21 protein-coding genes and 1 tRNA gene are annotated in these 23,636 nt (G+C 37.9%); 7 read left to right on the top strand and 15 right to left on the bottom strand.

Going from position 1 to position 23,636, the window contains the following annotated elements; translation table 11 throughout:
- Positions 1-75: 75 nt before the first annotated feature.
- The 4 genes from K1I41_RS01470 to K1I41_RS01485 form a co-directional block, all read right to left on the bottom strand.
- Positions 76-1,104, bottom strand: coding sequence for a hypothetical protein (locus tag K1I41_RS01470; RefSeq protein WP_220640914.1), 1,029 nt, complete (start codon positions 1,102-1,104; stop codon positions 76-78).
- Positions 1,105-1,139: 35 nt separating this feature from the next.
- A complete protein-coding gene (locus tag K1I41_RS01475; RefSeq protein ID WP_220640915.1) occupies positions 1,140-1,913 on the bottom strand; it encodes a hypothetical protein in 774 nt (257 codons plus the stop codon).
- On the bottom strand, positions 1,894-2,454 hold the full coding sequence (locus K1I41_RS01480; RefSeq protein WP_220640916.1) for an RNA polymerase sigma factor: 561 nt from the start codon (positions 2,452-2,454) through the stop codon (positions 1,894-1,896). Before K1I41_RS01480 ends, K1I41_RS01475 begins: the two co-directional genes overlap by 20 nt.
- A gap of 411 nt (positions 2,455-2,865) precedes the next feature.
- Positions 2,866-3,843: a polyprenyl synthetase family protein gene (locus tag K1I41_RS01485; protein ID WP_220640917.1), complete on the bottom strand. Its 978-nt coding sequence runs from the start codon at positions 3,841-3,843 to the stop codon at positions 2,866-2,868.
- Positions 3,844-3,970: 127 nt separating this feature from the next.
- On the opposite strand from K1I41_RS01485, the gene K1I41_RS01490 reads away from it, so the two are divergent.
- Complete coding sequence (locus tag K1I41_RS01490; protein ID WP_220640918.1) at positions 3,971-5,494, top strand: S1C family serine protease; 1,524 nt, start codon at positions 3,971-3,973, stop codon at positions 5,492-5,494.
- A gap of 79 nt (positions 5,495-5,573) precedes the next feature.
- Here K1I41_RS01490 and rlmN read toward each other — a convergent pair whose 3' ends face one another.
- Both rlmN and K1I41_RS01500 read right to left on the bottom strand, forming a co-directional pair.
- Positions 5,574-6,626 (bottom strand): dual-specificity RNA methyltransferase RlmN, encoded by a 1,053-nt coding sequence (rlmN, locus tag K1I41_RS01495; protein WP_220640919.1) that lies wholly within the window; start codon positions 6,624-6,626, stop codon positions 5,574-5,576.
- Positions 6,627-6,673: 47 nt separating this feature from the next.
- Positions 6,674-8,938, bottom strand: a complete 2,265-nt coding sequence (locus K1I41_RS01500; RefSeq protein WP_220640920.1) for a T9SS type A sorting domain-containing protein — start codon at positions 8,936-8,938, stop codon at positions 6,674-6,676.
- A 113-nt stretch (positions 8,939-9,051) separates the two neighbouring features.
- On the opposite strand from K1I41_RS01500, the gene K1I41_RS01505 reads away from it, so the two are divergent.
- The gene (locus K1I41_RS01505) at positions 9,052-9,693 is read left to right on the top strand and encodes an O-methyltransferase (protein ID WP_220640921.1); all 642 of its coding nucleotides are present in this window, start codon (positions 9,052-9,054) and stop codon (positions 9,691-9,693) included.
- Here the strand turns inward: K1I41_RS01505 and K1I41_RS01510 are convergent.
- The 6 genes from K1I41_RS01510 to K1I41_RS01535 form a co-directional block, all read right to left on the bottom strand.
- Positions 9,690-10,265: a phosphatase PAP2 family protein gene (locus tag K1I41_RS01510; RefSeq protein ID WP_220640922.1), complete on the bottom strand. Its 576-nt coding sequence runs from the start codon at positions 10,263-10,265 to the stop codon at positions 9,690-9,692. The two genes, K1I41_RS01505 and K1I41_RS01510, sit on opposite strands and share 4 nt — an antisense overlap.
- Positions 10,265-10,558, bottom strand: coding sequence for a Sec-independent protein translocase subunit TatA/TatB (locus K1I41_RS01515; protein ID WP_220640923.1), 294 nt, complete (start codon positions 10,556-10,558; stop codon positions 10,265-10,267). The genes K1I41_RS01510 and K1I41_RS01515 overlap by 1 nt, the downstream gene beginning before the upstream one ends.
- A 106-nt stretch (positions 10,559-10,664) precedes the next feature.
- Complete coding sequence (locus tag K1I41_RS01520; RefSeq protein WP_220640924.1) at positions 10,665-12,923, bottom strand: M1 family metallopeptidase; 2,259 nt, start codon at positions 12,921-12,923, stop codon at positions 10,665-10,667.
- A gap of 9 nt (positions 12,924-12,932) precedes the next feature.
- Complete coding sequence (locus K1I41_RS01525; RefSeq protein ID WP_220640925.1) at positions 12,933-13,436, bottom strand: DUF6702 family protein; 504 nt, start codon at positions 13,434-13,436, stop codon at positions 12,933-12,935.
- A 118-nt stretch (positions 13,437-13,554) separates the two neighbouring features.
- Entirely contained in the window at positions 13,555-14,310 is a 756-nt protein-coding gene (locus tag K1I41_RS01530; RefSeq protein ID WP_220640926.1) for a hypothetical protein, read from the bottom strand.
- Entirely contained in the window at positions 14,303-15,028 is a 726-nt protein-coding gene (locus K1I41_RS01535; protein WP_220640927.1) for a hypothetical protein, read from the bottom strand. The genes K1I41_RS01530 and K1I41_RS01535 overlap by 8 nt, the downstream gene beginning before the upstream one ends.
- A gap of 126 nt (positions 15,029-15,154) precedes the next feature.
- Here K1I41_RS01535 and pepE point away from each other — a divergent pair, with 126 nt between their 5' ends.
- On the top strand, positions 15,155-15,862 hold the full coding sequence (gene pepE, locus K1I41_RS01540; RefSeq protein WP_220640928.1) for a dipeptidase PepE: 708 nt from the start codon (positions 15,155-15,157) through the stop codon (positions 15,860-15,862).
- Positions 15,863-15,926: 64 nt separating this feature from the next.
- Here the strand turns inward: pepE and K1I41_RS01545 are convergent.
- A tRNA-Gly gene (locus K1I41_RS01545) sits at positions 15,927-15,999 on the bottom strand.
- Between the two features lie 127 nt (positions 16,000-16,126).
- Between K1I41_RS01545 and K1I41_RS01550 the strand changes: the two genes are divergently transcribed.
- The gene (locus K1I41_RS01550) at positions 16,127-16,564 is read left to right on the top strand and encodes a GNAT family N-acetyltransferase (protein ID WP_220640929.1); all 438 of its coding nucleotides are present in this window, start codon (positions 16,127-16,129) and stop codon (positions 16,562-16,564) included.
- 4 nt (positions 16,565-16,568) lie between these two features.
- On the opposite strand, the gene K1I41_RS01555 is transcribed toward K1I41_RS01550, so the two are convergent.
- Positions 16,569-17,273, bottom strand: coding sequence for a murein L,D-transpeptidase catalytic domain family protein (locus tag K1I41_RS01555; RefSeq protein WP_220640930.1), 705 nt, complete (start codon positions 17,271-17,273; stop codon positions 16,569-16,571).
- A 242-nt stretch (positions 17,274-17,515) separates the two neighbouring features.
- Here K1I41_RS01555 and K1I41_RS01560 point away from each other — a divergent pair, with 242 nt between their 5' ends.
- Both K1I41_RS01560 and gpmI read left to right on the top strand, forming a co-directional pair.
- Positions 17,516-19,906, top strand: a complete 2,391-nt coding sequence (locus K1I41_RS01560; protein ID WP_220640931.1) for a DUF5916 domain-containing protein — start codon at positions 17,516-17,518, stop codon at positions 19,904-19,906.
- 11 nt (positions 19,907-19,917) lie between these two features.
- On the top strand, positions 19,918-21,435 hold the full coding sequence (gene gpmI, locus K1I41_RS01565) for a 2,3-bisphosphoglycerate-independent phosphoglycerate mutase (RefSeq protein ID WP_220640932.1): 1,518 nt from the start codon (positions 19,918-19,920) through the stop codon (positions 21,433-21,435).
- 103 nt (positions 21,436-21,538) lie between these two features.
- On the opposite strand, the gene K1I41_RS01570 is transcribed toward gpmI, so the two are convergent.
- Positions 21,539-22,810, bottom strand: a complete 1,272-nt coding sequence (locus K1I41_RS01570) for an acetyl-CoA hydrolase/transferase family protein (protein ID WP_220640933.1) — start codon at positions 22,808-22,810, stop codon at positions 21,539-21,541.
- A 149-nt stretch (positions 22,811-22,959) separates the two neighbouring features.
- Here K1I41_RS01570 and K1I41_RS01575 point away from each other — a divergent pair, with 149 nt between their 5' ends.
- Positions 22,960-23,634 carry a TetR/AcrR family transcriptional regulator gene (locus tag K1I41_RS01575; protein WP_220640934.1) on the top strand — a complete coding sequence of 225 codons (675 nt, stop codon included), beginning with the start codon at positions 22,960-22,962 and terminating at the stop codon, positions 23,632-23,634.
- Positions 23,635-23,636 lie beyond the last annotated feature (2 nt).

The following is a 23,636-nucleotide window of genomic DNA, read 5'->3' on the forward strand; positions in this document are numbered from 1 at the left end:
ACTGATTATAAAACAAAAAAGTGCTCCCTTACGGAAGCACCCTTTCTTCAAAGTATAAAACTAACCCTTAACTGATTAATTGAAATCAAATCTTATGCCAAGAGACAAATTATTCTGATCAATTTCGTTATCACTAAAAACAGGTTGTAAATCGTACTTGGCATAAAGGCTAAATTCTCCGTAGCCTACATAGGCACTTACACCGTATACATAGTCGTTTACATTAAAATCACCTTTCTCTTTTTTCTTTTGCTTTCTGCCATTCTCTCTATATTTTAATTTTTGCTTTTCTTTTACATTAAAGCCAGCATACCCTCCAACACCTACACGAAAACTTCTATGTGTTGGGAAACTAACTCTATCATTATTTGTTCGCTTAGGTGTAAAATCAAACTCCAAGTGTGCAGGTATTACAAGGTTTACGTAACGTAATTTTGATAGTTTGAGGTCCAAGCCTGAATCCTGTAGGAATGTTTTTCCGCCTTCGCTTACAAATATTTTATCGTCCTTCGGTCGTAAATTGTTGTATTGTAATGATAAACCGTACTTAAAGTGTAAAAAGTTATTGTTTTCAAATATTCGAGTATTCCATGTTACACCCCACTCGTAAAAATCAGAACGCCATTCGTAGTTATCGTTATCTATAGTACCGTCCGTTACCAATCGGTTAACTCCTATAGCAAATACAAATTGGGTTGTTGTACGGCGGTACTTGTAACTATTTTTTCTGTACTCTAAACTGTCTTTTATTTTAGATAACTCCGAAGAAAATGTTTGGTTATTATCACTAATCCTACCATCCACTTTATCTTTTACAAGTTGTGTAAGTTTTTGCTCTTCCTCAGTTACCTTATTTTCGATAATTCTGGCACGTCGGGCTGCATACTCTTTTTTAAGAATCTTTGCTGTTTCTTCAGATATTTCGTCGTTGTCCAACATTTGGTTTACTTGCTCTACCTCAATTTTAAGCGAGTCTTTTTGTTGTTTGGTTATCTCCTCGATATTTTTAGATATCTGTGCGGCACGTTCTTCAAAAGTTTGTGCGGTTAGCTGGGTAGTGAATAGGCATAAACATGCTATTACACAAAAAGTAATTGTTTTCATGTTACTAGTATTTTACGTTTTTTGATTGATGATTCTTATTCGTGATTTCTGTTGGCAACAGATGTTTTTAATACGTGGTAGTTTTTTATAGCCGATTTAAGCACTTTACTCCTAAAACTTTGGTTTACTTCGGTTTCTACTGAGTAAAGTAACTCCTCAGAATTTACTTGTATTTTAGGCTCCATGGTACTTACTTCCATAGTAGCTAGGTTTTGTGTGCTATTACGCTCTACTTCTGCTAGTAAATCGTCGGGGTTTACAGTAATACGAGATACTGATGATTCTGCTTCCGTTTGCGTAGTAATTACCACAGCTTTTTCCTGTACTAACGCATTTGCAATAAGGTTTGGATTAGTAGCAATAGTTGTATTATTATTTGGTGCTGTAGTAGTAGCCTCTTTTTTAGTATTGGTATGCGCTGCAACAGCATTGTACTGGTAAACTGGGGCAGCAGGTTGTTGTACAGGTGCAATAGTTTTTATAGAACTTCCTGATTCGGACTCCTGTATTAAAGAGGGTTGAGTAGCATCTGGTGTGGTTACTACAGCATCTTTAGTAACAATGCTGTTTGGTGTAATAACATCATCTTTTTGCTGCATGAATAACATGCCTAACGATAGGAATACTAAAAGCGAAGCTGCCATGTAAAGCCATTTCATTTTAAATTTTGGCTTTGGCTTAGGTTTTTCTTCCTCGGCTACCGTAAGCATTGCATCCAGCCTATCCCATGCCTGCGCCGATGGCTGTATGGTACGCCCTGCCAGCTTATCTTTAAATTCTTGTTCTATATTATTCGGTTCCATTTTCATAGTTCTTTAACTTGTTAACTTGCTCTCGGAGCATTTTTCGGGCATGCGATAATTGCGATTTTGATGTTCCCTCGCTTATGCCTAGCATTTTTCCAATTTCCTGATGCTTATAACCTTCTATAGCATATAGGTTAAACACCATTTTGTAGCCTTCGGGTAAGGTATCTATAAGGCTTTGTATATCGGCTACGCTAAAATAACTATCGGTAGCATTAAAACTGTCTTCAGTATAAAATTCATCTTCCAAAAAGCATACTTTTTTTTGTACGCGTAGGTACGATATACACTCGTTTACCATTATGCGGCGTATCCAACCTTCAAAGCTCCCTTTGTGCTCAAACTTAGCCAAATTGGTAAACACTTTCATAAACGCCGTTATCATAATATCCTCAGCTTGCTGTACATCTTTAATATACTGCCTGCACACCCCTAGCATTTTAGGTGCGTGTTGCGAGTATATTTTTTGTTGTGCGTGCCTGTTGTTGCCAACGGCTTGCTTTATGGTATCTCGCTCTTCTTGATGTAAAGCTATTACTTTCAAAACGCTGTTTTATTGTTTGGTGTAGTTGTCTGAAAAAACTGTTGTAGTAACAGACTTCTATTAACATAGACGAGGCTAAGTTAAAAATAGTTGCATTATGTGTTAAAAAATGTTGATACTATTCAGATTTAAAAATTAAATTACTGATTTACAGCTATTATAAAATAAAAAAAAGTTACTCTTGTTAAGAGTAGTTTTTAGTATAAAACAATAGTCGTTCTATTTTCTGACGAATTTTTGTATAGTTATTACAGCATTTGTTGGTGTATACCTGCTTACAACTCTGGTAAATTTTGGAACAGTAGCCAATATATTTGCTATATGGCACTTGAAAACGAAGCTACAATGTTGTTATTGAGGCAATATACAGGTTAAAATACAGCTAGTACAATTGCACTAAGGTTTTAAACACTATTTTTTACGCTCTATAACGTAATTAACCATTAGTACAAGGGCATCTTTGTAGGGAGATGAAGGATATTCGTTTAAAATTAAAAGTGCTTCTTCTCGAAATTCTGCCATTTTTTCTTCGGCATAAGTAAGTCCCCCTGTTTGCTTTACAAAAGCAATAACTTCTTTTACACGCTTTTTATCTTTATTGTGGTTTTTAACCGAATTGATAACCCATTTTTTTTCGGCTTTAGTACAGTTGTTAAGTGCATAAATTAACGGGAGCGTCATTTTTTGCTCTTTTATATCAATACCCGTAGGTTTACCAATAGCGTCATCGGTATAATCAAAAAGGTCGTCCTTTATCTGAAACGCCATACCTATTAACTCGCCAAAACGACGCATTTTTTCGGTATGCACATCATCTGGTGCTACCGAGCAGGCACCCAAAGCACAACAGGCAGCAATTAAGGTTGCTGTTTTTTGGCGTATAATTTCGTAGTAAATAGCCTCGGTAATATCCAGTCGGCGCGCTTTTTCTATCTGTAAAAGTTCGCCTTCGCTCATTTCACGCACAGCCACCGATATGATTTTTAGTAAATCGAAATCGCCATGATCTATAGAGAGTAATAAGCCTTTAGAAAGCAAATAGTCGCCAACCAGTACGGCAATTTTGTTTTTCCATAACGCATTTATTGAGAAGAATCCCCTACGCCTGTTACTATCGTCAACCACATCATCGTGTACTAGTGTTGCCGTATGGATTAACTCTATTACAGCAGCACCCCTATAGGTACGCTCGTTTACTGTACCGCCACTAATCATTTTAGCAGTGAGAAAAACAAACATAGGGCGCATTTGTTTCCCCTTACGGTTTACAATGTAATAGGTTATACGGTTGAGTAGTGCAACTTTAGATGACATTGATTCGTGAAACTTTCCTTCAAAAAGTTCCATTTCACGAACGATGGGTTGCTTTATTTGTTCAACGATTTTCATTTGGTTGCAAAGATACTACAATTGGAAACTATGCTTTTTAAATAATTGTAAAAATTATTTTTTTCTATTTGAATATATTTTATAATATCTATTTTTGCGCTTTAACAAAAATTTAACCGATAATAGCATGAAACAATTTTTCTCTAGGGTATTACTATTGTTAGTAATATTTTCATTAACACTTACCAGTTGCGCTTCTATCTTAAACGGTAAACATCAAAAAGTTACAATCAAAACTGCTTCTTCAGACTCTAAAGTTTATGTAGATGGCGAATTGAGAGGAACAGGAAAGAATGTTGTAACAAAAATAGAAAGGAACAGGCGAGTAAAACAAATAATGGTAGAACGCGAAGGCTATAAGCCTGACTATAAAGTACACTATCAAGATAGAAAATCGCCTTGGTATATAATGTCTTGGATTCCTTTTGGAGTGCTTCTTTATCCTCCATTTATGGATTACGGACCCAAAGCATACAATTACCCTAAAGAGTTAAGTGTAGGTAAAAATATGCCGAAAATACAAACTAGAGCAGAAGATGAAAAATATGTTTATTTAAGGAATACTGCTTTTGATGTTAAAAAAGAGGATATTAAGTATACTTCTATAAAAAATAGAAATTACAAGAAAAAGAAAGATAAATATAAGAATATTGATATTGATAAGGAAGATCTGAAATTTGATAATAGTGTATTTAGTGAAACTGTAACCGAAATTCTAGAAAAGAATAACTATATAGATACTACTAAAACTATTTTTAAAAGTAATACTAACTCCTTATATATATCCGCTAAAGTAACTAAAGTTAGATTTGAATATGTATATGCATACGAAGCTAAAACTTTAATGAACTTTATTATTTCTAAACTTGATATTGAATGGGAAATATATGATTTATATAATCAACCTAAGTATAAAAAATCATATAAGAGCGAATCAGGACAGTTTAGGGCTGATGAAGATGCTTTTAAAAATAGCGTTGAGGATGCTATATCGGCTTCATTCTTCGAGTTTATGAGCACTGAAACCGTGAAAGAGCTTATAAAACAACAAGAAAGTAAAGAGCTGAAATTAGAGAAGTTTAAAATTACTAAGCCTACACCTATAGCGGGACTTGAGCAGGCTATGGAAGCTACGGTAACAATTAAAGGAGATAAAGGTCATGGTAGTGGATGTTTTATTAGTAACGACGGATATATTATAACAAACTTTCATGTAGTTGCTGCAAATGACAAGATTACAGTAATAACCAAAGACGGTAAAGAGCTTACTGCAACTATAGTACGCAAAACAGAGTACTCTGATTTAGCACTAATTAAAGTAGATACTACCAGTGAGTTTGCATTTACCCTGCCTACAGAGAAAAATTACAAAATAGGTGAAGATATTTTTGCTATTGGTACTCCAAAATCTATAGAACTAGGGCAATCGTTAAGTAAAGGTATTATATCTGGATTCCGTACATATGAAGATAATAAAATGATACAAACCGATGCTAGCGTTAATGGTGGCAATAGTGGTGGCGCACTCGTAAATAAAAATGGTGATTTTATTGGAGTTGTTAATGCCAAAGTATTTGGTGTAGGTGTGGAAGGACTTGGTTTTTCTATCCCTGCCGAAACTATTTTTGAGGACCTAAATATTACGTATTAACATATTACATGATCTATAAAAAAAGCGTCAGTTTATAAACTGACGCTTTTTTATTATTTGTTATGCAATAAATACCGTACTAGGAAACAGAGTCATTTTTATTTGCTAATTGTCCACAAGCAGCATCAATATCTTTACCACGGCTTCGCCTTACTTTTACAACAATATCGTTGCGCTCTAATGCTTTTATGTAATTGTCTGTAGCAGCGCTATCTGCTTGCTGAAATTCGCCATCGTCTATAGGGTTATACTCAATAAGGTTTACTTTACAAGGCACATATTTACAAAATTTCACTAGTGCATCAATCGCTGCCTTGTCATCGTTAATACCTCTCCAAACAACATATTCGTAGGTTACACGGCTCTTGGTTATATTATACCAATACTCTAACGACTCCCTCAAATCTTGCAACGGGAACTTTTCGCTAAAAGGCATTATACGCGCCCTTACCTCATCAATACCTGAGTGTAACGATACGGCAAGGTTAAACTTAACACCATCGTCTGCCAACTTTTTTATCATTTTGGGTATACCCGATGTAGATACTGTTATACGTTTGGGGGACATGCCTAAGCCTTCGGGCGATGTTATTTTATCAATAGCTTTAATAACGTTATTATAATTCATCAAAGGTTCGCCCATTCCCATAAACACAATGTTAGATAATGGTCGGTCATGATACAAACGGCTTTCGTTATCTATAGCCACTACCTGGTCGTAAATTTCGTCAGGGTTTAGGTTACGCATTCTTTTTAAACGCGCAGTAGCACAAAAATTACAATCGAGGCTACAACCTACTTGGCTGGATACACAAGCGGTGGTACGGGTATTGGTAGGGATAAGCACGGACTCTACTACCAAACCATCATGAAGGCGTACAGCATTTTTTACCGTACCATCGCTACTTCGCTGCATTTGGTCTACCCGTATGTGATTGATAACAAAGTTATCTTCCAATAGCTCACGAGTAGCTTTGGAAACATTGGTCATATCCGTAAAGGAATGCGCCCCTTTGTTCCAAAGCCACTCGTAAACTTGGTTACCCCTAAAGGCTTTATCACCTTGAGCCACAAAAAAATCGCGTAATTGCTCTTTTGTAAGTGCTCTAATGTCTTTCTTATCCGTTTGCATGGCGCAAAGGTAGTAACTATTTACTAATTACTAGGCTGCACTTGCTTTTACTCTTTTATCAGTTTAACGTTGGTTGTTTTACCTGTAACATCGGTAACTTGTAGTACGTATACACCGTTATTTGCCCACGTTATATCAAAGCTACTTTTGCCAGTACTAAATGTACCACTGGTTACTACTTGCCCTAACATATTGTATAACTGGTAGTTTACAGCACTTGTGCTTGTTACTACGGTATTGAAGATGCCCGAAGATGGATTGGGGTATACCTTAAACGCATCTTTAAATGATGTTTGGGTTACCGAAAGGTTTTCATCTATAGCAAAGGTTACAGATTCGAAATCATCAAAATCACCCCCTACAACAATTGTAGTGCCGCCTCCGTTTGTGGTAAGCGAATAGCTACCGTTACCATTTGCACAACAAATACCATCGCCAAAGGAATCATCTATAGTAAAGGTATAACAGCCTGCATCAAGGTCGAATTCTTCAGTATACGATTGGTTTGATGCATAATTGTTGCCGCTGTAAAGTACTGTGTTATTTGCATCAGTAAGTTTCCACGATGTATCATTACCATAATCATCTGTTAGTAAACTAAACATTACGGTATCTGCTGGGTATACGTTTATATTAAAAGTTTCCGATACGTTATTGTTATCTGCATTTTCATCTGGCATAGCCCCTCCATTAGGGTTATTTACATTAGCTGTAAATGTGTTTTCGCCAGTAGTACCCGTCATTTCTGGCAATGTAACATTTACGCTTTGCCCAGTAGTAAGCGAACCTGTCCAGTTGTACGCCATAGGTGTACCATTATTAAGTTGGTAGTTTATTTGTACCGATGTAAGCGTGTTAGTACCATTGTTGCTCAGTACTACTACTGGTGTAATTGTAGGGCTACAAGGATTATTGTTAAGATTGAATATTGCTAGCTGTGGGTCTGTTTGGTAAATTATTGCCAAAGGATAATAATCTAACGTTACTAGGTTGGTATTGGTAGGATCCAACCACTCGCGCAGCCTGCGCGATGCTGTAGGACCTGCATCCCAAGAAACACCAAACCTACCATAAATATCGCTCCCGCCATTATCGTTAGTGCCTGCACAAGCAGCAGTACCTGCAAACAATTGCCCAATAATTCGACCGTTATTATCGAATAAGGGAGAACCTGACGAACCACCTTCGGTAACGCCTAAATCCCAATCGTTAATTTGCCACATCGATTGACCTCCGTTACTAATAGGTGTGGGTTGGTTATAATCGCGGCACACCTTCATAATATCGCCTGCGGGGTGGTGTATACCAAATGTAGATGTTGGTGTTATATCGCTCCTGTCCCAGCCTGCCCATACCAAATCCCAATCGTCAGGTAAATCTGCCGTAATCTCTACCAAACAAAAATCGGTTGCTGCACGCCTAGCACGTAATACCGCACCACTGGCTGTTTGTAAAAAATCGTTGTTGCTAGTACTATTGGTAGTACTGGCACATACAGGGTTAGGACTTATCCAGTTAAAACGGAACGCCCATTGTGCGGGATTGGAATAACAGTGATTTGCGGTTAAAAAGTAGGGTGTACCATCGTTACTTGTATTGTTTACCAAAGCTCCTGAGCAGAAACTCGTACCGCCTACAAGCATAAGGGCTACTGCCTTTTTATTTATTTCTTTTAAATCTTGTATATCATTAATAATACAATCCACATCGTAATTACAGTTTCCTGAGTCGTTTAAGTCTAATGTCGATTTCGTGAACGATTCGCTAGTACGGTAACCGTGTATTAACTTAAATATCTCCAGTTTACCTTGCCCTAACACATCGGCAGGCTCATGGTATTCTAGCCATATATCTTCGCCCTTTACAAGCCAAGTACCCAATACACGTTGCTCGTTATTTTGCTTCTCATCGTAAGCACCAAGTAAATCCTCTCTGTCGTTACTGTACAAATATAATGTAGCACCTTTAGGCATATAAAAATCACTAAACAAAAAGTTCATTGTTTTTGCACCTTCCGATTGGAAACGGATTCTCCAAATACGGCTACCATCGGCTAGCGTATGCCAGCTTCCGCTGCTCTCCATATTATAATCTATAATAAACTCATGTCCAAAACGCCATGGTATATCTTTCCTGTTTTCGTTTTCCTTGTCCTCCCGTTGTAATGCTCCCAAGTCAAATTCAGGCATACTTATGGGGGTAACTAACTCTAGGTTACGTAACTTCCAGCTTTTGGGCTTACCTTGGTTGGTAACCTGCGCCTGCGCCAAAAAGCCGAGTAACAAAAAGCATAAAGTAATTTTAAATTTCATAGTTTTTATTTTATTGCGTTGTAAATTTAACCTTTTTATAAAGATTATGTGTTGTAACACGAAATTAACAGGATTATTGCATTGATTGCTAACTTTACGAAAACATTGAAATTATGAATTTTATATCAGAAGATTTAGAACATTACGCAACACAACACAGCCAAGATGAACCGGAACTGCTAACGGCACTGAACCGCGAAACACACCAAAAAATATTGCAACCGCGTATGCTTAGCGGGCATTTTCAGGGTAGGGTATTGAGTATGTTATCTAAAATTATAAACCCAAAACACATATTAGAGATAGGCACGTATACAGGATATGCCACTTTGTGCCTTGCAGAAGGGCTTGCACAAAACGGTACTATTGATACTATTGATGTAAATGAGGAACTTTACGATTTCCAGAAGAAGTATTTTGAAAAATCAGACTGGAGTAACCAAATACACCAACATTTGGGCGATGCTTTGGAAATTATACCACAACTGGACAAAAATTTTGATTTGGTTTTTATAGATGCCGATAAAGAAAACTATGCTAAGTACTTTAACCTTATAGTACCAAAAATGAATACAGGTGGTATTATATTAAGTGATAATGTACTTTGGAGTGGTAAAGTGCTTGAACCTGCCAAACCTAACGATACGAGTACGGCTGCCTTAATTGAATACAATACATTGCTGAAGGACGACCCTAGGGTAGAAACAGTATTACTACCCATTAGAGATGGACTTAGCGTAAGTAGGGTACTTTAAACTTTTTTGGATTGCGGAAAATATTTTTTCCGTAAGTAGCGGTATAGTACTAGTACTACAGATGCCATTAGTATACCCCATACATAGCCCGTTAGTATATCTAGCGGGTAGTGTAAGCCTAAATAAATACGACTATAGGCAAATACCAAAGGCCATAAAAATATAATCCAGATGTGCTTAACATACGGCTTTAATATGGTGTACAGGAAAAATGCTGATGCCATTGAGTTAGAGGCATGCCCCGAGAAAAAACTAAACGAACTACGTTGTTTTACTGCTCTTACTATTCCCTCAAGGTCTGGGGCGTTGCAAGGGCGTAATCGTTCAAAATAATGCTTAAAAAAGTTAGTACTTTGGTCGGTAATGGTTATTAGCAAGGCTATTATTACTATAGCAAGTAATGCATGGCGCCACTTGAGCTCTTTAAAGGTAAAGTAAAATATTATTAAAAATACGGGTATCCAGTTAAATTGCTTTGTTAAGAACATCCATAAAGCATCCCATTTTTCGGAGCCTAAGCTGTTTAGGAAAATAAACACATCCCTATCCAACTGTAATAACGAATCTAGCATTATCGCATTCTTTTTACAGGTCCAGAGATATCTTCAATATCTTCCTTTATTTTATTTACCTCATCTGCCATATCCTTACCAACACCATCGTTGCCAATATCTTTTATTGTTTTTTTAATATCCTCAACCTCGGCAGTTTTGTGTATTTCGGTTTTAATGTCGTTGGTAGCATTTTTAAGTTGCTTCATCCCTTTACCCAACGTACGCGCCATTTCGGGTACTTTATCAGAACCAAAAAGCATCAATACGATAAGTATTACGAAGAAAAGTTCTCCTCCACCTATTCCAAACATAGCTTAAAAAAATTTACTACAAATGTAATTATATTTACGATGTTTTACTTACTGCGCGCTTTAGTTTTGCTTGTATTTAAATTTTATTTAACCCAAAGCCACTTGTTTACTCGCCAAACTGGTCGAATTTAGAGGTTGCCGCTTCGGCAGGCCAAACGTTATTGTTTACATCAATATCGGCAGTTTTTAACTCAGGATCAATCGTTATTTTTTTAACAGGTTTGTCTGTAGCAAACACACGCGAAGCTGTCTGGTTGTTTTTACGCCATATTTGTACTGGAAAATGGTGCATTTGAGTGGTACCATCTTCAAACTGTAATTGTACCAATATAGGCATAAGCATTCCGCCTGGTTTGTTAAAGGTTACCTCATAAAAATATTTTGGTGCTTTTAATTGTGCTCTCTCGGCAGGTGTGTAATTTTCTTTTAGATACGATTTGAGCGATTTAACTTTATTAGTATCGAGCGGTTTTTTTAGTTTTTTGCTTATATCTGCATCGTTAGGCACCATGTAAACATATTTTGCATCAGCGCTTGGTAAATCGCGTCGGCGTCTTCCAGCAAATAGCTTTTCCTGCTCTTCCACATTCTTTGGCTTCTCGTCCGACACATAGTATTGTTTTACATTGGCAATACCAATATCTACGTAATCGGTACTATAAAACCAGCCTCTCCAAAACCAATCCAAATCTACTGCCGATGCATCTTCCATCGTTCTAAAGAAATCTTCTGGGGTTGGGTGTTTAAACTTCCAACGGTTGGCATAGGTTTTAAAAGCATGATCAAACAATTCCTTACCCATAATGGTTTCTCTTAAAATGTTGAGTCCTGCTGCTGGTTTGGCGTAAGCATTAGCACCAAATTGATGTATCAGTTCGGAGTTAGTCATTATAGGCTCCAAAAACTTTTGGTCGCCACTCATGTAAGGTACTATTTTGTGTGCTGGTCCGCGACGTGATGGGTAGTTTTCCTGAAATTCTTTTTCGGTTAAAAACTGTAAAAAAGTGTTTAACCCTTCGTCCATCCAAGTCCATTGGCGTTCGTCAGAATTAACAATCATAGGAAAATAATTGTGCCCTACTTCGTGAATAATAACGCTAATCATCCCATATTTTGTAAGATCGCTTATATAACCATCTTTTTCTGGACGACCGTAATTCCAACATATCATAGGGTATTCCATACCTTGATACTGTGCCGATACCGAAACGGCTTTTGGATACGGATAATCGAACGTATGTTTTGAGTATGTTTTTAAGGTTTGCGCTACCGCTCTAGTAGAATAATCGCCCCATAGTGGGTTACTCTCTTTAGGGTAAACCGATATTGCCATTACGGTTTTGGTAGGTAACTTAACCGCCATAGCATCGTACATAAACTTTCTGGAGGTGGCAAAACCAAAGTCACGCACGTTTTCTGCCTTAAATTTCCATGTTTTCTTTTTAGTGCTGTGCTCCTTTTCGGCTGCTATCGCTTCTTTTTCAGTTACTACAATAACAGGCGCATCGTATGTTTTTGTAGCCTTTTCGTATCTGTTTAATTGTGCTTTGGTAAAAATATCTTTACGGTTGGTTAACTCTCCTGTTGCCTCCATAATATGGTCGGCAGGTACTGTAATATTTACCTCAAAGTTTCCAAATGGAAGTGCAAACTCTCCGCCACCCCAAAACTGCATATTTTGCCAGCCTTCTACATCGTTATATACCGCCATCCTGGGGTAAAATTGTGCTATAACGTATAGGTTGTTGTTTTCTTCTTCAAAACGCTCATAACCCGAACGCCCGCCTACAATAAAGTAGTTATTAATGTTGTACCACCATTTTATAGAAAATTCTATTTTTTTACCCGACGCTAAGGGTGTAGGCAAATCAATACGCATCATGGTTTGGTTAACAATATAGTTCATGGGTGTACCATTGGCATCTTGTACGTACTCTATTTTAAAACCACCATCAAAAGGCTGTTCTAAATAATTACGGCTAAAATCGTTTGCAGTGTACTCGTTACCCATACGTTGGCTGGATATAAGTGGCGATTTGGAATCGGCTGCCCTACGGTTTTGGTCCAGTTGTACCCATAGGTATTCTAGTGGTTCGGGTGCGTTGTTGTGGTATGTAATTGTTTCTGTACCGTATAGCTTTGTGTTTTCATCATCCAGCTCTATGTCCATTTTGTAGTCTGCCTGTTGTTGGTAATAGGCAGGTCCTGGCGCACCCGATGCGGTGCGGAACATATTTGGGGTTGCCATTTGGTTGTACATTTGGCTAAACTTGTTATTATCGGTATGCCCTGGTTCGCGTGGTGTTTCTTGTGCTATTAGTGGCATAGCACCTAGTAAAGACAGAAAGTATAAAGCTTTTTTCATTGTATAATTTTAGTACTGTAGTGCGCCTTCGGGCTTATCGTAAGTAAGTAAAAGGCTTTTTTTATGGTTGTTTATGTTGGTATGTATCATGTTTTGCTGTTCGGCAAACGTATCAAACAGCGTGGTGTTTTTTATGGTTAGGGTTTGTACCGCATTAGGTGCGGGTATGGTGTAGTAGCATAGTAGTACATCGTCTTCTACCTCTTTACCTAAATATTTTATGGGCTGTGTTGTACCATTAATTTGAACGTGTATGTGCTCGGTAAAATATTTTTTGAGGTATTTTTTAGCTTCTGGAATTTCGCGCTCGGTGCCGAAATAACATTTTATATCGTACTTCTGCTCAAAAGCACGTTCTAAGTCATCAATAAAAACATGCGACGTCATTTGGATAACATTTTTTTCGGGAATGTAATCCATCTGGAATATGGCGACATAAAATTTATGTACACCTACAGAGGAAAGACTAAATAATAAAAATGTTAGAAAAATAAAGTTACCTATCCGCTTCATTTTCCAAAAGTAATAAAAGTTATTACTTTACGACTTATTTTTAGAATATTAGATGCTTTTTAAGAGTTTACTCGTTACTATTTATCGAAATAGTAAATAACAGAAGTGCAGGTTTACTTTACTCTTTTTCGTTTAAACTCTCCATGTATTTTTCTGCTAAAATATTTAATAAAAACTTGGCTTGCGCATCGTTTCTATCGTTTAAGGCTTGGGCAAAATCACGGTCTTCTATACTGTGGTATAAAAAGCCCTTAACGTATTCTTTCGGGATGTTATACGCTGTTGCTATTTGCTGTTCGTTATCAAAAAGGTTTTCTGCTAATACCAATAATCTATCCTTGCGTTCGGTTTTAAGCTCTTTTTTTAGCATTTTGGTACGTCCGCTTATAGCGTTTATAATAGGGTCTAACGACATTGCTCCTCCTATGGCACCAATAAAAATGGTCGGGTTAAAATCGCCTGCCGTTTTTAAACGGCGTTCGGCAGGGGTGTATCGTTTTTGGTTTTTTGGCACCAAACCTAACGACTCCTCATCTATAGCACCATACTTATCAATAACCACCTCATTTAACTCGTATGCTTGCGGGGTAACGGTTACTACAAAAGGAGATTCCGAGAAAGCTTCTTCCCGTAGTATAAACTCACGTGTTATAATAGTAGGGCTGTAAAAAACAAGTCTGTCGCCTGGCTGTGCCGCTATGCTAAAACTTCCTCCTATGGCACTGCGGGTTTCCTCACCTGCTGTAGTATTTATAACATATATATTACTTATGGCATTTTCGTTTACCATAACCCTTCCTTGCAATAAAACTCGTTCCTGAGCCCATGTTATAATCGGAAAAAGAAGTATATATAGTAGTAATTGCCTATTCATCTTTGCTATCAAGTAATTTCATGTATTTCTGTGCTAGTTCATAAAGTAGTATACGGGCTAGCCCCTCGTCGTTATTTTTAAGTGCGTTACTAAATTTAGGGTCTTCGGCAGCATAGTACCAAAAACCTTCTACATAGGCTTTGGGTATGTTTAGCTTTTCCATTACCTCTTCATCAGAGTATAAATACTGGGCATCCTCAAGTACTACTTTTTTCCTCTCGGTTGCAAGCTCTTTTTTCAGCATTTTGGTGCGCCCGCTTATAGCGTTTATAATAGGGTCTAATATTCCCGATGTTGCGGTAAATACCCTACGCTCGGCAACGGTATATTGTTTTTGGTCGGCAGGTACCAAACCAAGCGATACTTCATCTACAGACATATCCTTATCCATAACAACCTCATCCAATTCATAAGCCTGATTACTTACTGTTATAATGAGGGGTTGGTTCTCAAACGATTCTGGCTTTAGTACAAACTTACGGGTGGTAATTTTGGTGCTGTATACCGCCAAACCATCGTTGGGTTTAGCAGCTATGGTAAAATAGCCTGCTCTATCAGTTTTAGTTTCTGTACCTGTTGTGGTATTAATAATAAAAACACCATAAAGCCCTACGCCATCTACTTGTACCCTTCCTTTTAGTAATTGTTGCTCGTTGTTTTGTGCCACTAAGGGCATGGTTACAAAAATTAAAAAAAGTAATAGTAGTTTGTTTGCCATACTATAAGGACTATTTAATAGTTTATATTTGTTTAAGTGGATATTAAGTAGCATAATTAAAATTAGTAATTATTTATTGCTGTACGAAATTTTTTAACTTTACCTTTTATTACTTTACTCAAACGAATGAAAAAATTAATTATTGCTAGTACTTCTACTTTACACGGCGGAAGTTATCTCGACTATTTACTACCAACATTACAAGAACACTTTAAGGGCTGCACTACCTTATTATTTGTACCCTATGCCCGACCTGGTGGCATAACACACGATGAATATACTGCAAAGGCTGCCGAAGTTTTTGCCAAAATAAATATTACCGTAAAGGGCATACACGAATACGAAAACCCTGTTATTGCTACCGAAAATGCCGAAGCTATTTTTACTGGGGGTGGTAACACTTTTTTGTTGGTAACACAACTGTACAAAACAGGTGTTATGGATGCAATAGAAAAAGCAGTAGAAAAAGGCACACCCTACTTGGGCACAAGTGCAGGGAGTAATATTTGTGGATTAACCATGAATACAACTAACGATATGCCTATAATTTATCCGCCAAGTTTTCAAACATTAGGGTTGGTACCTTTTAATATTAACCCGCATTACCTCGACCCCATGCCCGATTCTAAACATATGGGCGAAACGCGTGAAACCCGTATTAAAGAGTTCCACCAATTTAATCCGCAACCTGTGTTAGGGCTACGCGAAGGCAGTTGGCTAGAAGTACAAGGTAGTACCATAATCTTACGAGGTGATTTACAGGCACGATTATTTAGAAAAGAACAAGAACCTGAAGAAATAGCTACAAACACAGATATATCGTGGTTGAAATAATACAATGGTATTACGATAGTACTGAAAACAAAAAAACCGAATCGCGATGATTCGGTTTTTTTAGAGCGGAAGACGAGGCTCGAACTCGCGACAACCAGCTTGGAAGGCTGGAGCTCTACCAACTGAGCTACTTCCGCTTTTGTGGATGCAAATATACAGAATAATGTTTTTCACTTGCAAACTTTTTTTTAAAATATTTAGCTCCTAAAAAACCATTACTTTTAACCCTTTTATTATTAATTTGTTATCGAATTAAAAAGAAAAATGCAACGCATAAAAAAGATACAATCGGCAGCAACATACGCCGTACGGCAACCTGTTTTACGACCTGGACTTCCAGTAAGTTCATGCATTTTTGAGGGTGACGACCTGAGCACTACAGTACATTTTGGTGTTTTTGAGGCTGATGGGTTAGCAGGAATTATATCGGTATTTAAAAGTAGAAATGAATTGTTTACAAACGAAGTACAATTCCAGATACGAGGCATGGCAATACTACCCGAACACCAAAAAAAAGGATTAGGCGAAAAACTGCTCCAAACTGCCGAGAGTTATATTATACAAAACAGCGGTAAGCTAGTATGGTGCAACGCACGCGAGGTAGCTGTGGGCTTTTATAAAAAAGCAGGCTACAGCATTATTGGCAATGCTTTTACAATTAAAGGAGTAGGCGTACACTATGTAATGTACAAAACACTGTAACGTACTACGATAATAGTTTAGACGATTGTAAGTAGTTTTGTGTTGGGTGGTAAATAAACAAACACGATTTACCTGTAATAAGGCTTATAATCTCTTTATTTAAATGGTTAGGCAATGCAGGGCAACCTAAACTTCTGCCCAAACGTTTGTTGTTGGTAATAAAACTTTCGCTAACATAATCGGCAGCGTGCATTACTATAGCACGGGCACGAGCGTTGTTATTAATACCTTTTTCTAGCCCATCCAAACGTAACGATTTTCCGTGCTTACCCGTATACAATTCGCCAGTAGCATAAAAACCTAAACTACTTTTATTGGAGTTGGATTTGTTAGAGAAGCTGGTAGCAAACTCGTTACCACTCTTTCTGCCATGCGCTACATACGTATTGTATAATACCGTTTGCGTAGCCATATCAATAATCCATAAACGCTTTTTGTTAGACGATTTACTGAAATCGATAACCGTAAGCAAATCTTTCTTAATCTTTCCCGCTGCTTTCAACTTGTTAAAACCATTAAGCGCTTTAGCAAAGCAACCAAACTCTGGTAACGAAAGTGAGTTGGCGTTTAAGCTTTTATAAACGGCTTCGGCAGTAACAGGTTTAGCTACTATTGTAGTACCACTTACAGGTAAAATAGTAGAGGTTACTGTTGGCGTATTAATAGAAAATAGCAAGAAAACGATAGATGTAAGAAAATTGTTAATCATATAGGCAGATGTGTTTTTAATTTTAAGGCTGCTAAAATAATAAACGTAATGTAAAAACAAAACCACAACAGCATTAAAATCAATTATTTAACATAATTACGAATTTATCAATACTGTAAATAATTCTTAAAGTTGTGCATGTAAGGTTGTTAAAGAACGTCTAAATTTTAGTACTATTGTACCTTAATAAAAAGTTAATTTATAGTTTCGCTTTATAATTAGCAAACATCATACCGCTATTCATGAAAAGCCTAAAAATAATTACAATAACTACCTGTTTAACAATTACTTCGTGGGTTTTTGCGCAAAAAAAGACAACAACAGCGGTTAGGATAGACGAAAAGGTTACGATAGACGGTATATTGGACGAAAAGGTTTGGAATGACGTACCCGAAGCAGGGAACTTTGTAATGTTTGAACCTGATAACGGAAAACTTGAAGACCCACTTAAAAAAACCATAGTAAAAGTACTGTATGATGATGAAGCACTGTACATAGGTGCAATGCTATACGATAATCCTGAAAATATAATGCGGGAAATTGCCCTACGCGATAATTTTAGAACAGCCGAACATTTTGGAGCGTATATTAACGGTTTTAACGATGGGCAACAGGATTTTAGGTTTTTTGTAAGCGCAGCAGGTACACAATTGGATTGTATTGCCACACAAGATGGCGAAGATTACTCTTGGGATGGTATATGGTACAGCAACGTAAAAATAACTGATGAAGGTTGGGTAGTAGAGATGAAAATACCCTATGCCGCCATCCGATTTTCTGGAGAAGGAGAACAACTGTGGGGGCTTAACTTTTACAGGGAAGTACGCCAAAACCGCCAACGCTTTTTTTGGAATCCTGTAGATCGGAACATCGGCTCAGAAATTGTGCAAACAGGAGAGTTAAAAGGCATTAAAAACATAAAACCACCCACACGCCTATTTTTTATCCCCTACTCATCTGTTTATTATTCGGATAACGAAGAAGGCAGCGAAACCACTGTTAAAGCAGGTATGGATATTAAATACGGCATTAACGATTCGTTTACGTTAGACGCTATTTTAGTACCCGATTTTGGGCAAGCTGCTTTTGATGAAGTGATACTTAATTTAGGTCCTTTTGAACAACAATTTAACGAAAATCGTCCGTTTTTCACAGAGGGGACTGATATTTTTAATAAAGGAGAATTACTATACACACGCCGTATTGGCGGACGACCATCGGGCAGGGTTAGCGTTACCGAAAACGAAGAAATAACAGAAGCACCCAACACCGTAAACCTTATTAATGCACTAAAAGTATCGGGGCGTACCTCCAAAGGGCTGGGTATTGGGGTAATGAATGCCGTTACCGAAAAAACCTACGCTACCATAAAAAACAATACCGATGGTACTACCCGCCGCGAAGTGGTAGAGCCTTTAGCCAACTACAATGTATTGGTTTTGGATCAACGCTTTCGCAAAAACTCATCCGTATCGTTCATCAATACCAACGTAACCCGTAATGGTAATTTTAGAGATGCCAACGTGAGCGGGTTAAATTACAACCTTAATACTAAAGCCAACACCTATAACCTATGGGGCGATTTGCAATACAGCTACATTAACGATGTTACTGACAAAAGCGGATTTAATAGTCTTACAGGGTTTGCTAAAACAAGCGGCAAATACCGTTATGAGTTATCAGGACGGTATGTTTCTGAAGATTTTGACATTAATGATATGGGCATCATATTCCGAACCAATTACTATAATTTTTTCGGAAGCGCAAGTTATCGTATCCTAAACCCCATAAAACACTACAACACTTTTACAATAGCTACCAATATGTACTCCGAGTTTAACAACCAAACAGGAAAGTTACAAAATGGGTATGCCGAAGTTTCAGTACGAACCACCACACGGCAAAACGATTTTATTCGCTACACCCTTAGGGCAAAACCTTTACAGTTATACGATTTTTACGAACCCCGTGTAAGTGGTAGGTATGTAACATTCCCGCGAAGCATATTTGGTTCTATTTTCCTATCCACCAACTACAACCGTAAATTTGCACTCGATATAAGCCCCGAAGTTTGGCTCAGCGACGAGTACAACCGTAATTCGTATGGGCTATATGTAAGCCCGCGCTACCGTTTTAACGATAGGTTGCAACTTATTTATGAATTTGATTATGATTATGACACCAACAACATAGGTTGGATTGATTTTGTGGATGACGATATTATTTTTACCCGCCGCGACCGTACCACCATTACCAACAGCCTTTCGGGCAAATATTCTGTAAGTAATACCATGACCATAAACCTAACGGCAAGGCATTATTGGACGTATGGCGAAAATCACGAATTTTCTACGCTCGAGGATAATGGTGAACTTACAGAAAATACGAGCTACACCAAAAACCAAGATTTTACATATAACAACTGGAATCTCGACCTTTCCTATACGTGGTGGTTTGCCGCAGGTAGTCAACTGTCATTCCTATACCGTAACAATGCCGTAGGTAATTTTGATTATGTAAATCGGAATTACACAAAAAATATCGATCATCTTTTTAAAAATAACTTAAATAGTATATTTTCGTTAAGCCTACGCTATTTCATCGACTACAATAGTGCTAAAAACTGGCTGTAACATTTTTTATTATGAATAAGAAAGTAATTTTAATGATATTGGATGGTTGGGGAAAATCGCCCGACCCAAAAGTATCGGCAATAGATAATGCTAAAACACCTTTTATAGATAGCCTGTACCACAACTACCCTAGTGCAGTATTACGCACGGACGGACTTAATGTTGGGCTGCCCGAAGGGCAAATGGGTAACAGCGAAGTAGGGCACATGAATTTGGGTGCGGGGCGCATTGTATACCAAGACCTTGTAAAAATAAACCTTGCCGTAGCAGAAAAAACCTTAGCAGCAGAAAAAGCATTAGCCGATGCGCTAGCCTACGCTAAAAACAACAATAAAAAAGTACATCTGTTAGGTTTAGTTTCCGATGGAGGCGTGCACTCGCATATAAACCACCTAAAAGGCTTGGTCGATGCTACCGAAGCCTATAATTTGGACAATGTGTATATACACGCCTTTACTGATGGTAGGGATGTAGACCCAAAATCGGGCGCAGGGTTTATTACTGATATAGAAGATTATATTAAAGATACTAAGGTACAACTAGCCTCTGTAGTAGGGCGTTATTATGCTATGGACAGGGATAAACGCTGGGAGCGCGTAAAACTAGCGTACGATTTGTTGGTTAACGGCGCAGGAACACCAACCACCAACGCTGTAGCTAGCATTGAAAAAAGTTATGACGATGGCGTTACCGACGAGTTTATTAAACCCATACTCATGACGACCGATGGCACTACACCTGTAGCTACCATTGGAGAAGATGACGTAGTGATATTCTTTAACTTTAGAACGGATAGAGGACGCCAGCTTACGGAGGTATTAACCCAGTTTGATGTACACGAGCAGAACATGCATAAAATGAACCTGTACTATGTTACCATGACGAATTATGATGATAACTTTACAGGAATGCATGTTATTTACGATAAAGACAACCTAACCGAAACGCTGGGCGAGGTAGTTGCCAAGCACAGTAAAAAGCAAATTCGTATTGCCGAAACCGAAAAATACCCGCATGTTACCTTCTTCTTTTCGGGAGGACGTGAAGAACCTTTTGAGGGCGAGCAACGCTTGCTATGCCCATCGCCAAAAGTAGCTACCTACGATTTACAACCCGAAATGAGTGCCTACGACCTGAAAGATGCACTTATACCTGAACTAAAAAAAGGCGAAACCGATTTTGTGTGCCTTAATTTTGCCAATGGCGATATGGTGGGGCATACAGGTGTTATGGAAGCCGCTATTAAAGCCTGCGAAGCGGTTGACGATTGCGCCAAACAGGTTATTGAAACAGCATTGGATAATAATTACACCACTATTGTAATTGCCGATCACGGGAATTGCGAAACTATGGTAAACCCCGATGGTAGCCCAAACACGGCGCATACTACCAACCCCGTACCTATTATACTAGTAGATAAAGAAATAAAACAGATTAATGATGGTGTACTGGGCGATATTGCACCAACCATACTAGCACTTATGGGCATACCACAACCCAAAGCCATGACGAGGCATTCGTTACTGTAATTAAACGTATTACTATAAAAATTAAAGCCTGCTCAAACAACTGAGCAGGCTTCCTTTTTAAACAACCATTATTTAAAAAATCTAGATTAATCTAGCAACTTAACTATCGTTTAAACGCGTTAAAATAATCGCGGTCTATATTTTCCCTATGGTCGGGGTGGGCAACATTTATAAGCGCTGCTGCACGTTGTTTTAGTGTTTTTCCGTACAAATCGGCAATACCGTATTCGGTAACAACATACTGCACGTGCGAGCGTGTTGTTACTACCCCTGCCCCTTCTTTAAGAAAAGGTACAATTCTGTTTGCCCCTTTTTTAGTAACCGATGGCAATGCTATAATGGCTTTACCGCCTTCGCTAAGTGATGCACCACGAATAAAATCCATTTGCCCACCAACACCCGAGTACATTCGGCAACCAATAGAGTCGGCGCAAACCTGCCCCGTAAGGTCAACCTCAATAGCCGAATTAATGGCTACCATCTTTTTATTTTTACGAATTACCGCCGTATCATTTACAAACGACGATTCGCGCATTTCAATAAACGGATTATTATCTACAAAATCGTACAACCGTTTAGAGCCTATTAAAAATGTAGCCAATGCCCTACCGCGTACCGTACCTTTGTAGTTGCAATTAATAACATCTTTTTCAATCAAATCAATAACCCCATCGGAGAACATTTCGGTATGCAACCCTAAGTTTTTATGGTTGTTAAGGTTTGCCAGTGCCGCATTGGGTATAGAGCCTATACCCATTTGTAAAGTACTTTCGTCCTCTATTAACGAGGCTACAAATGCACCTATCTTCTCCTCTTGTGCTGTTATAGCAGTAGGCTCGTGCGCATAAATTGGGCTGTCTACTTCAACCAAATAATCAATTTCAGATACATGGATAACGCCATCGCCAAACGTTCGGGGCATTTGGGGGTTAACCTGTGCCACTACATAATTGGCATTTTCTATGGCTGCTACGGTAGCCTCTACCGATACGCCTAAGGAGCAATACCCGTGGTTATCGGGTACGGATACTTGTATAAAAGCTACATCCAACGGCAATACATTCCTACGGAACAAACGGGGTAGCTCACTTAAAAACACAGGCGTGTACGACCCATTGCCTGCTGCAAGGGTATGCCTTACATTTTTACCAATAAAAAACGAATTAACATGGAAACTTTCGCTCAAATCGGGGTTAGCATAAGCTGCTTCGCCTTCTGTGTGTAGGTGGCATATTTCTACATTTTTTAATTCGCTAGCGCGTTCTGCTAATGCTTTGGTTAGTATTGTAGGGGTGGCTGCTGCTGCCTGCACGTATACCCTATTATCTGATTTTACAACTTGTACGGCTTCTGCCGCAGTTACATACTTACTCATACCTAAAAAATTTACTGCAAAATTAGTGGCTAAGCTATTGGCAAAACATGATAATTCTCACTTTTAGCTATTTTTTGGAGTACTAAAAAAAAGTTAAACTTTCAAAAATGAAAGTATTACTATTATATTTGCATAAAATAATTTCAACTATGCAATCTCTTCTTTCAAACCTAAAAATACAGGTGAATGAAAAAACGTATGTGAAGGATCCAGAGACCTCGGTGCTAGGCAGAAAGATTATTAAAGAAAGTATCTTTTTGATTGACGAACTGGGTTTTGATAATTTTACGTTTAAAAAGTTGGGCGAACGTATTGGTTCCAACGAAAGTTCATTATACCGCTACTTCGAAAACAAACATAAACTTTTGGTATACCTGTCTTCATGGTATTGGAGTTGGATGGAGTACAAACTCATATTTAGCACGGCTAACATTACAGACTCGTATAAAAAGCTGGTAAAAGCCATTACAATAGTTACCGAAAAAATTGAGGACGACGATAGTACGGCGCACATAAACGAATCGGTACTTAACCGAATTATTATTACAGAGTTTACCAAAACCTTTTTAACCAAAGAGGTAGACGAGGAAAATAAAGAAGGTTTCTTTTTGATTTATAAAAGAGTTATAAAACGAATTGTAGCTATTGTAAAAGAGGTAAACCCTGAATACCCCTACCCCGAAAGCTTGGTTAGCACAACTATAGAGGGTGCACTGCACCAACACTTCCTTAAAGATCATTTAAAAAGCATTACAAACTGTAACGAAAAAACGAGTCCTTGCGATTTCTTTTTACACTTGGTTAGTAAAACTATAAAACCTTAAAG

The organism is Flavobacterium litorale, assembly GCF_019613795.1.
GTDB classification, from domain to species: domain Bacteria; phylum Bacteroidota; class Bacteroidia; order Flavobacteriales; family Flavobacteriaceae; genus Flavobacterium; species Flavobacterium litorale.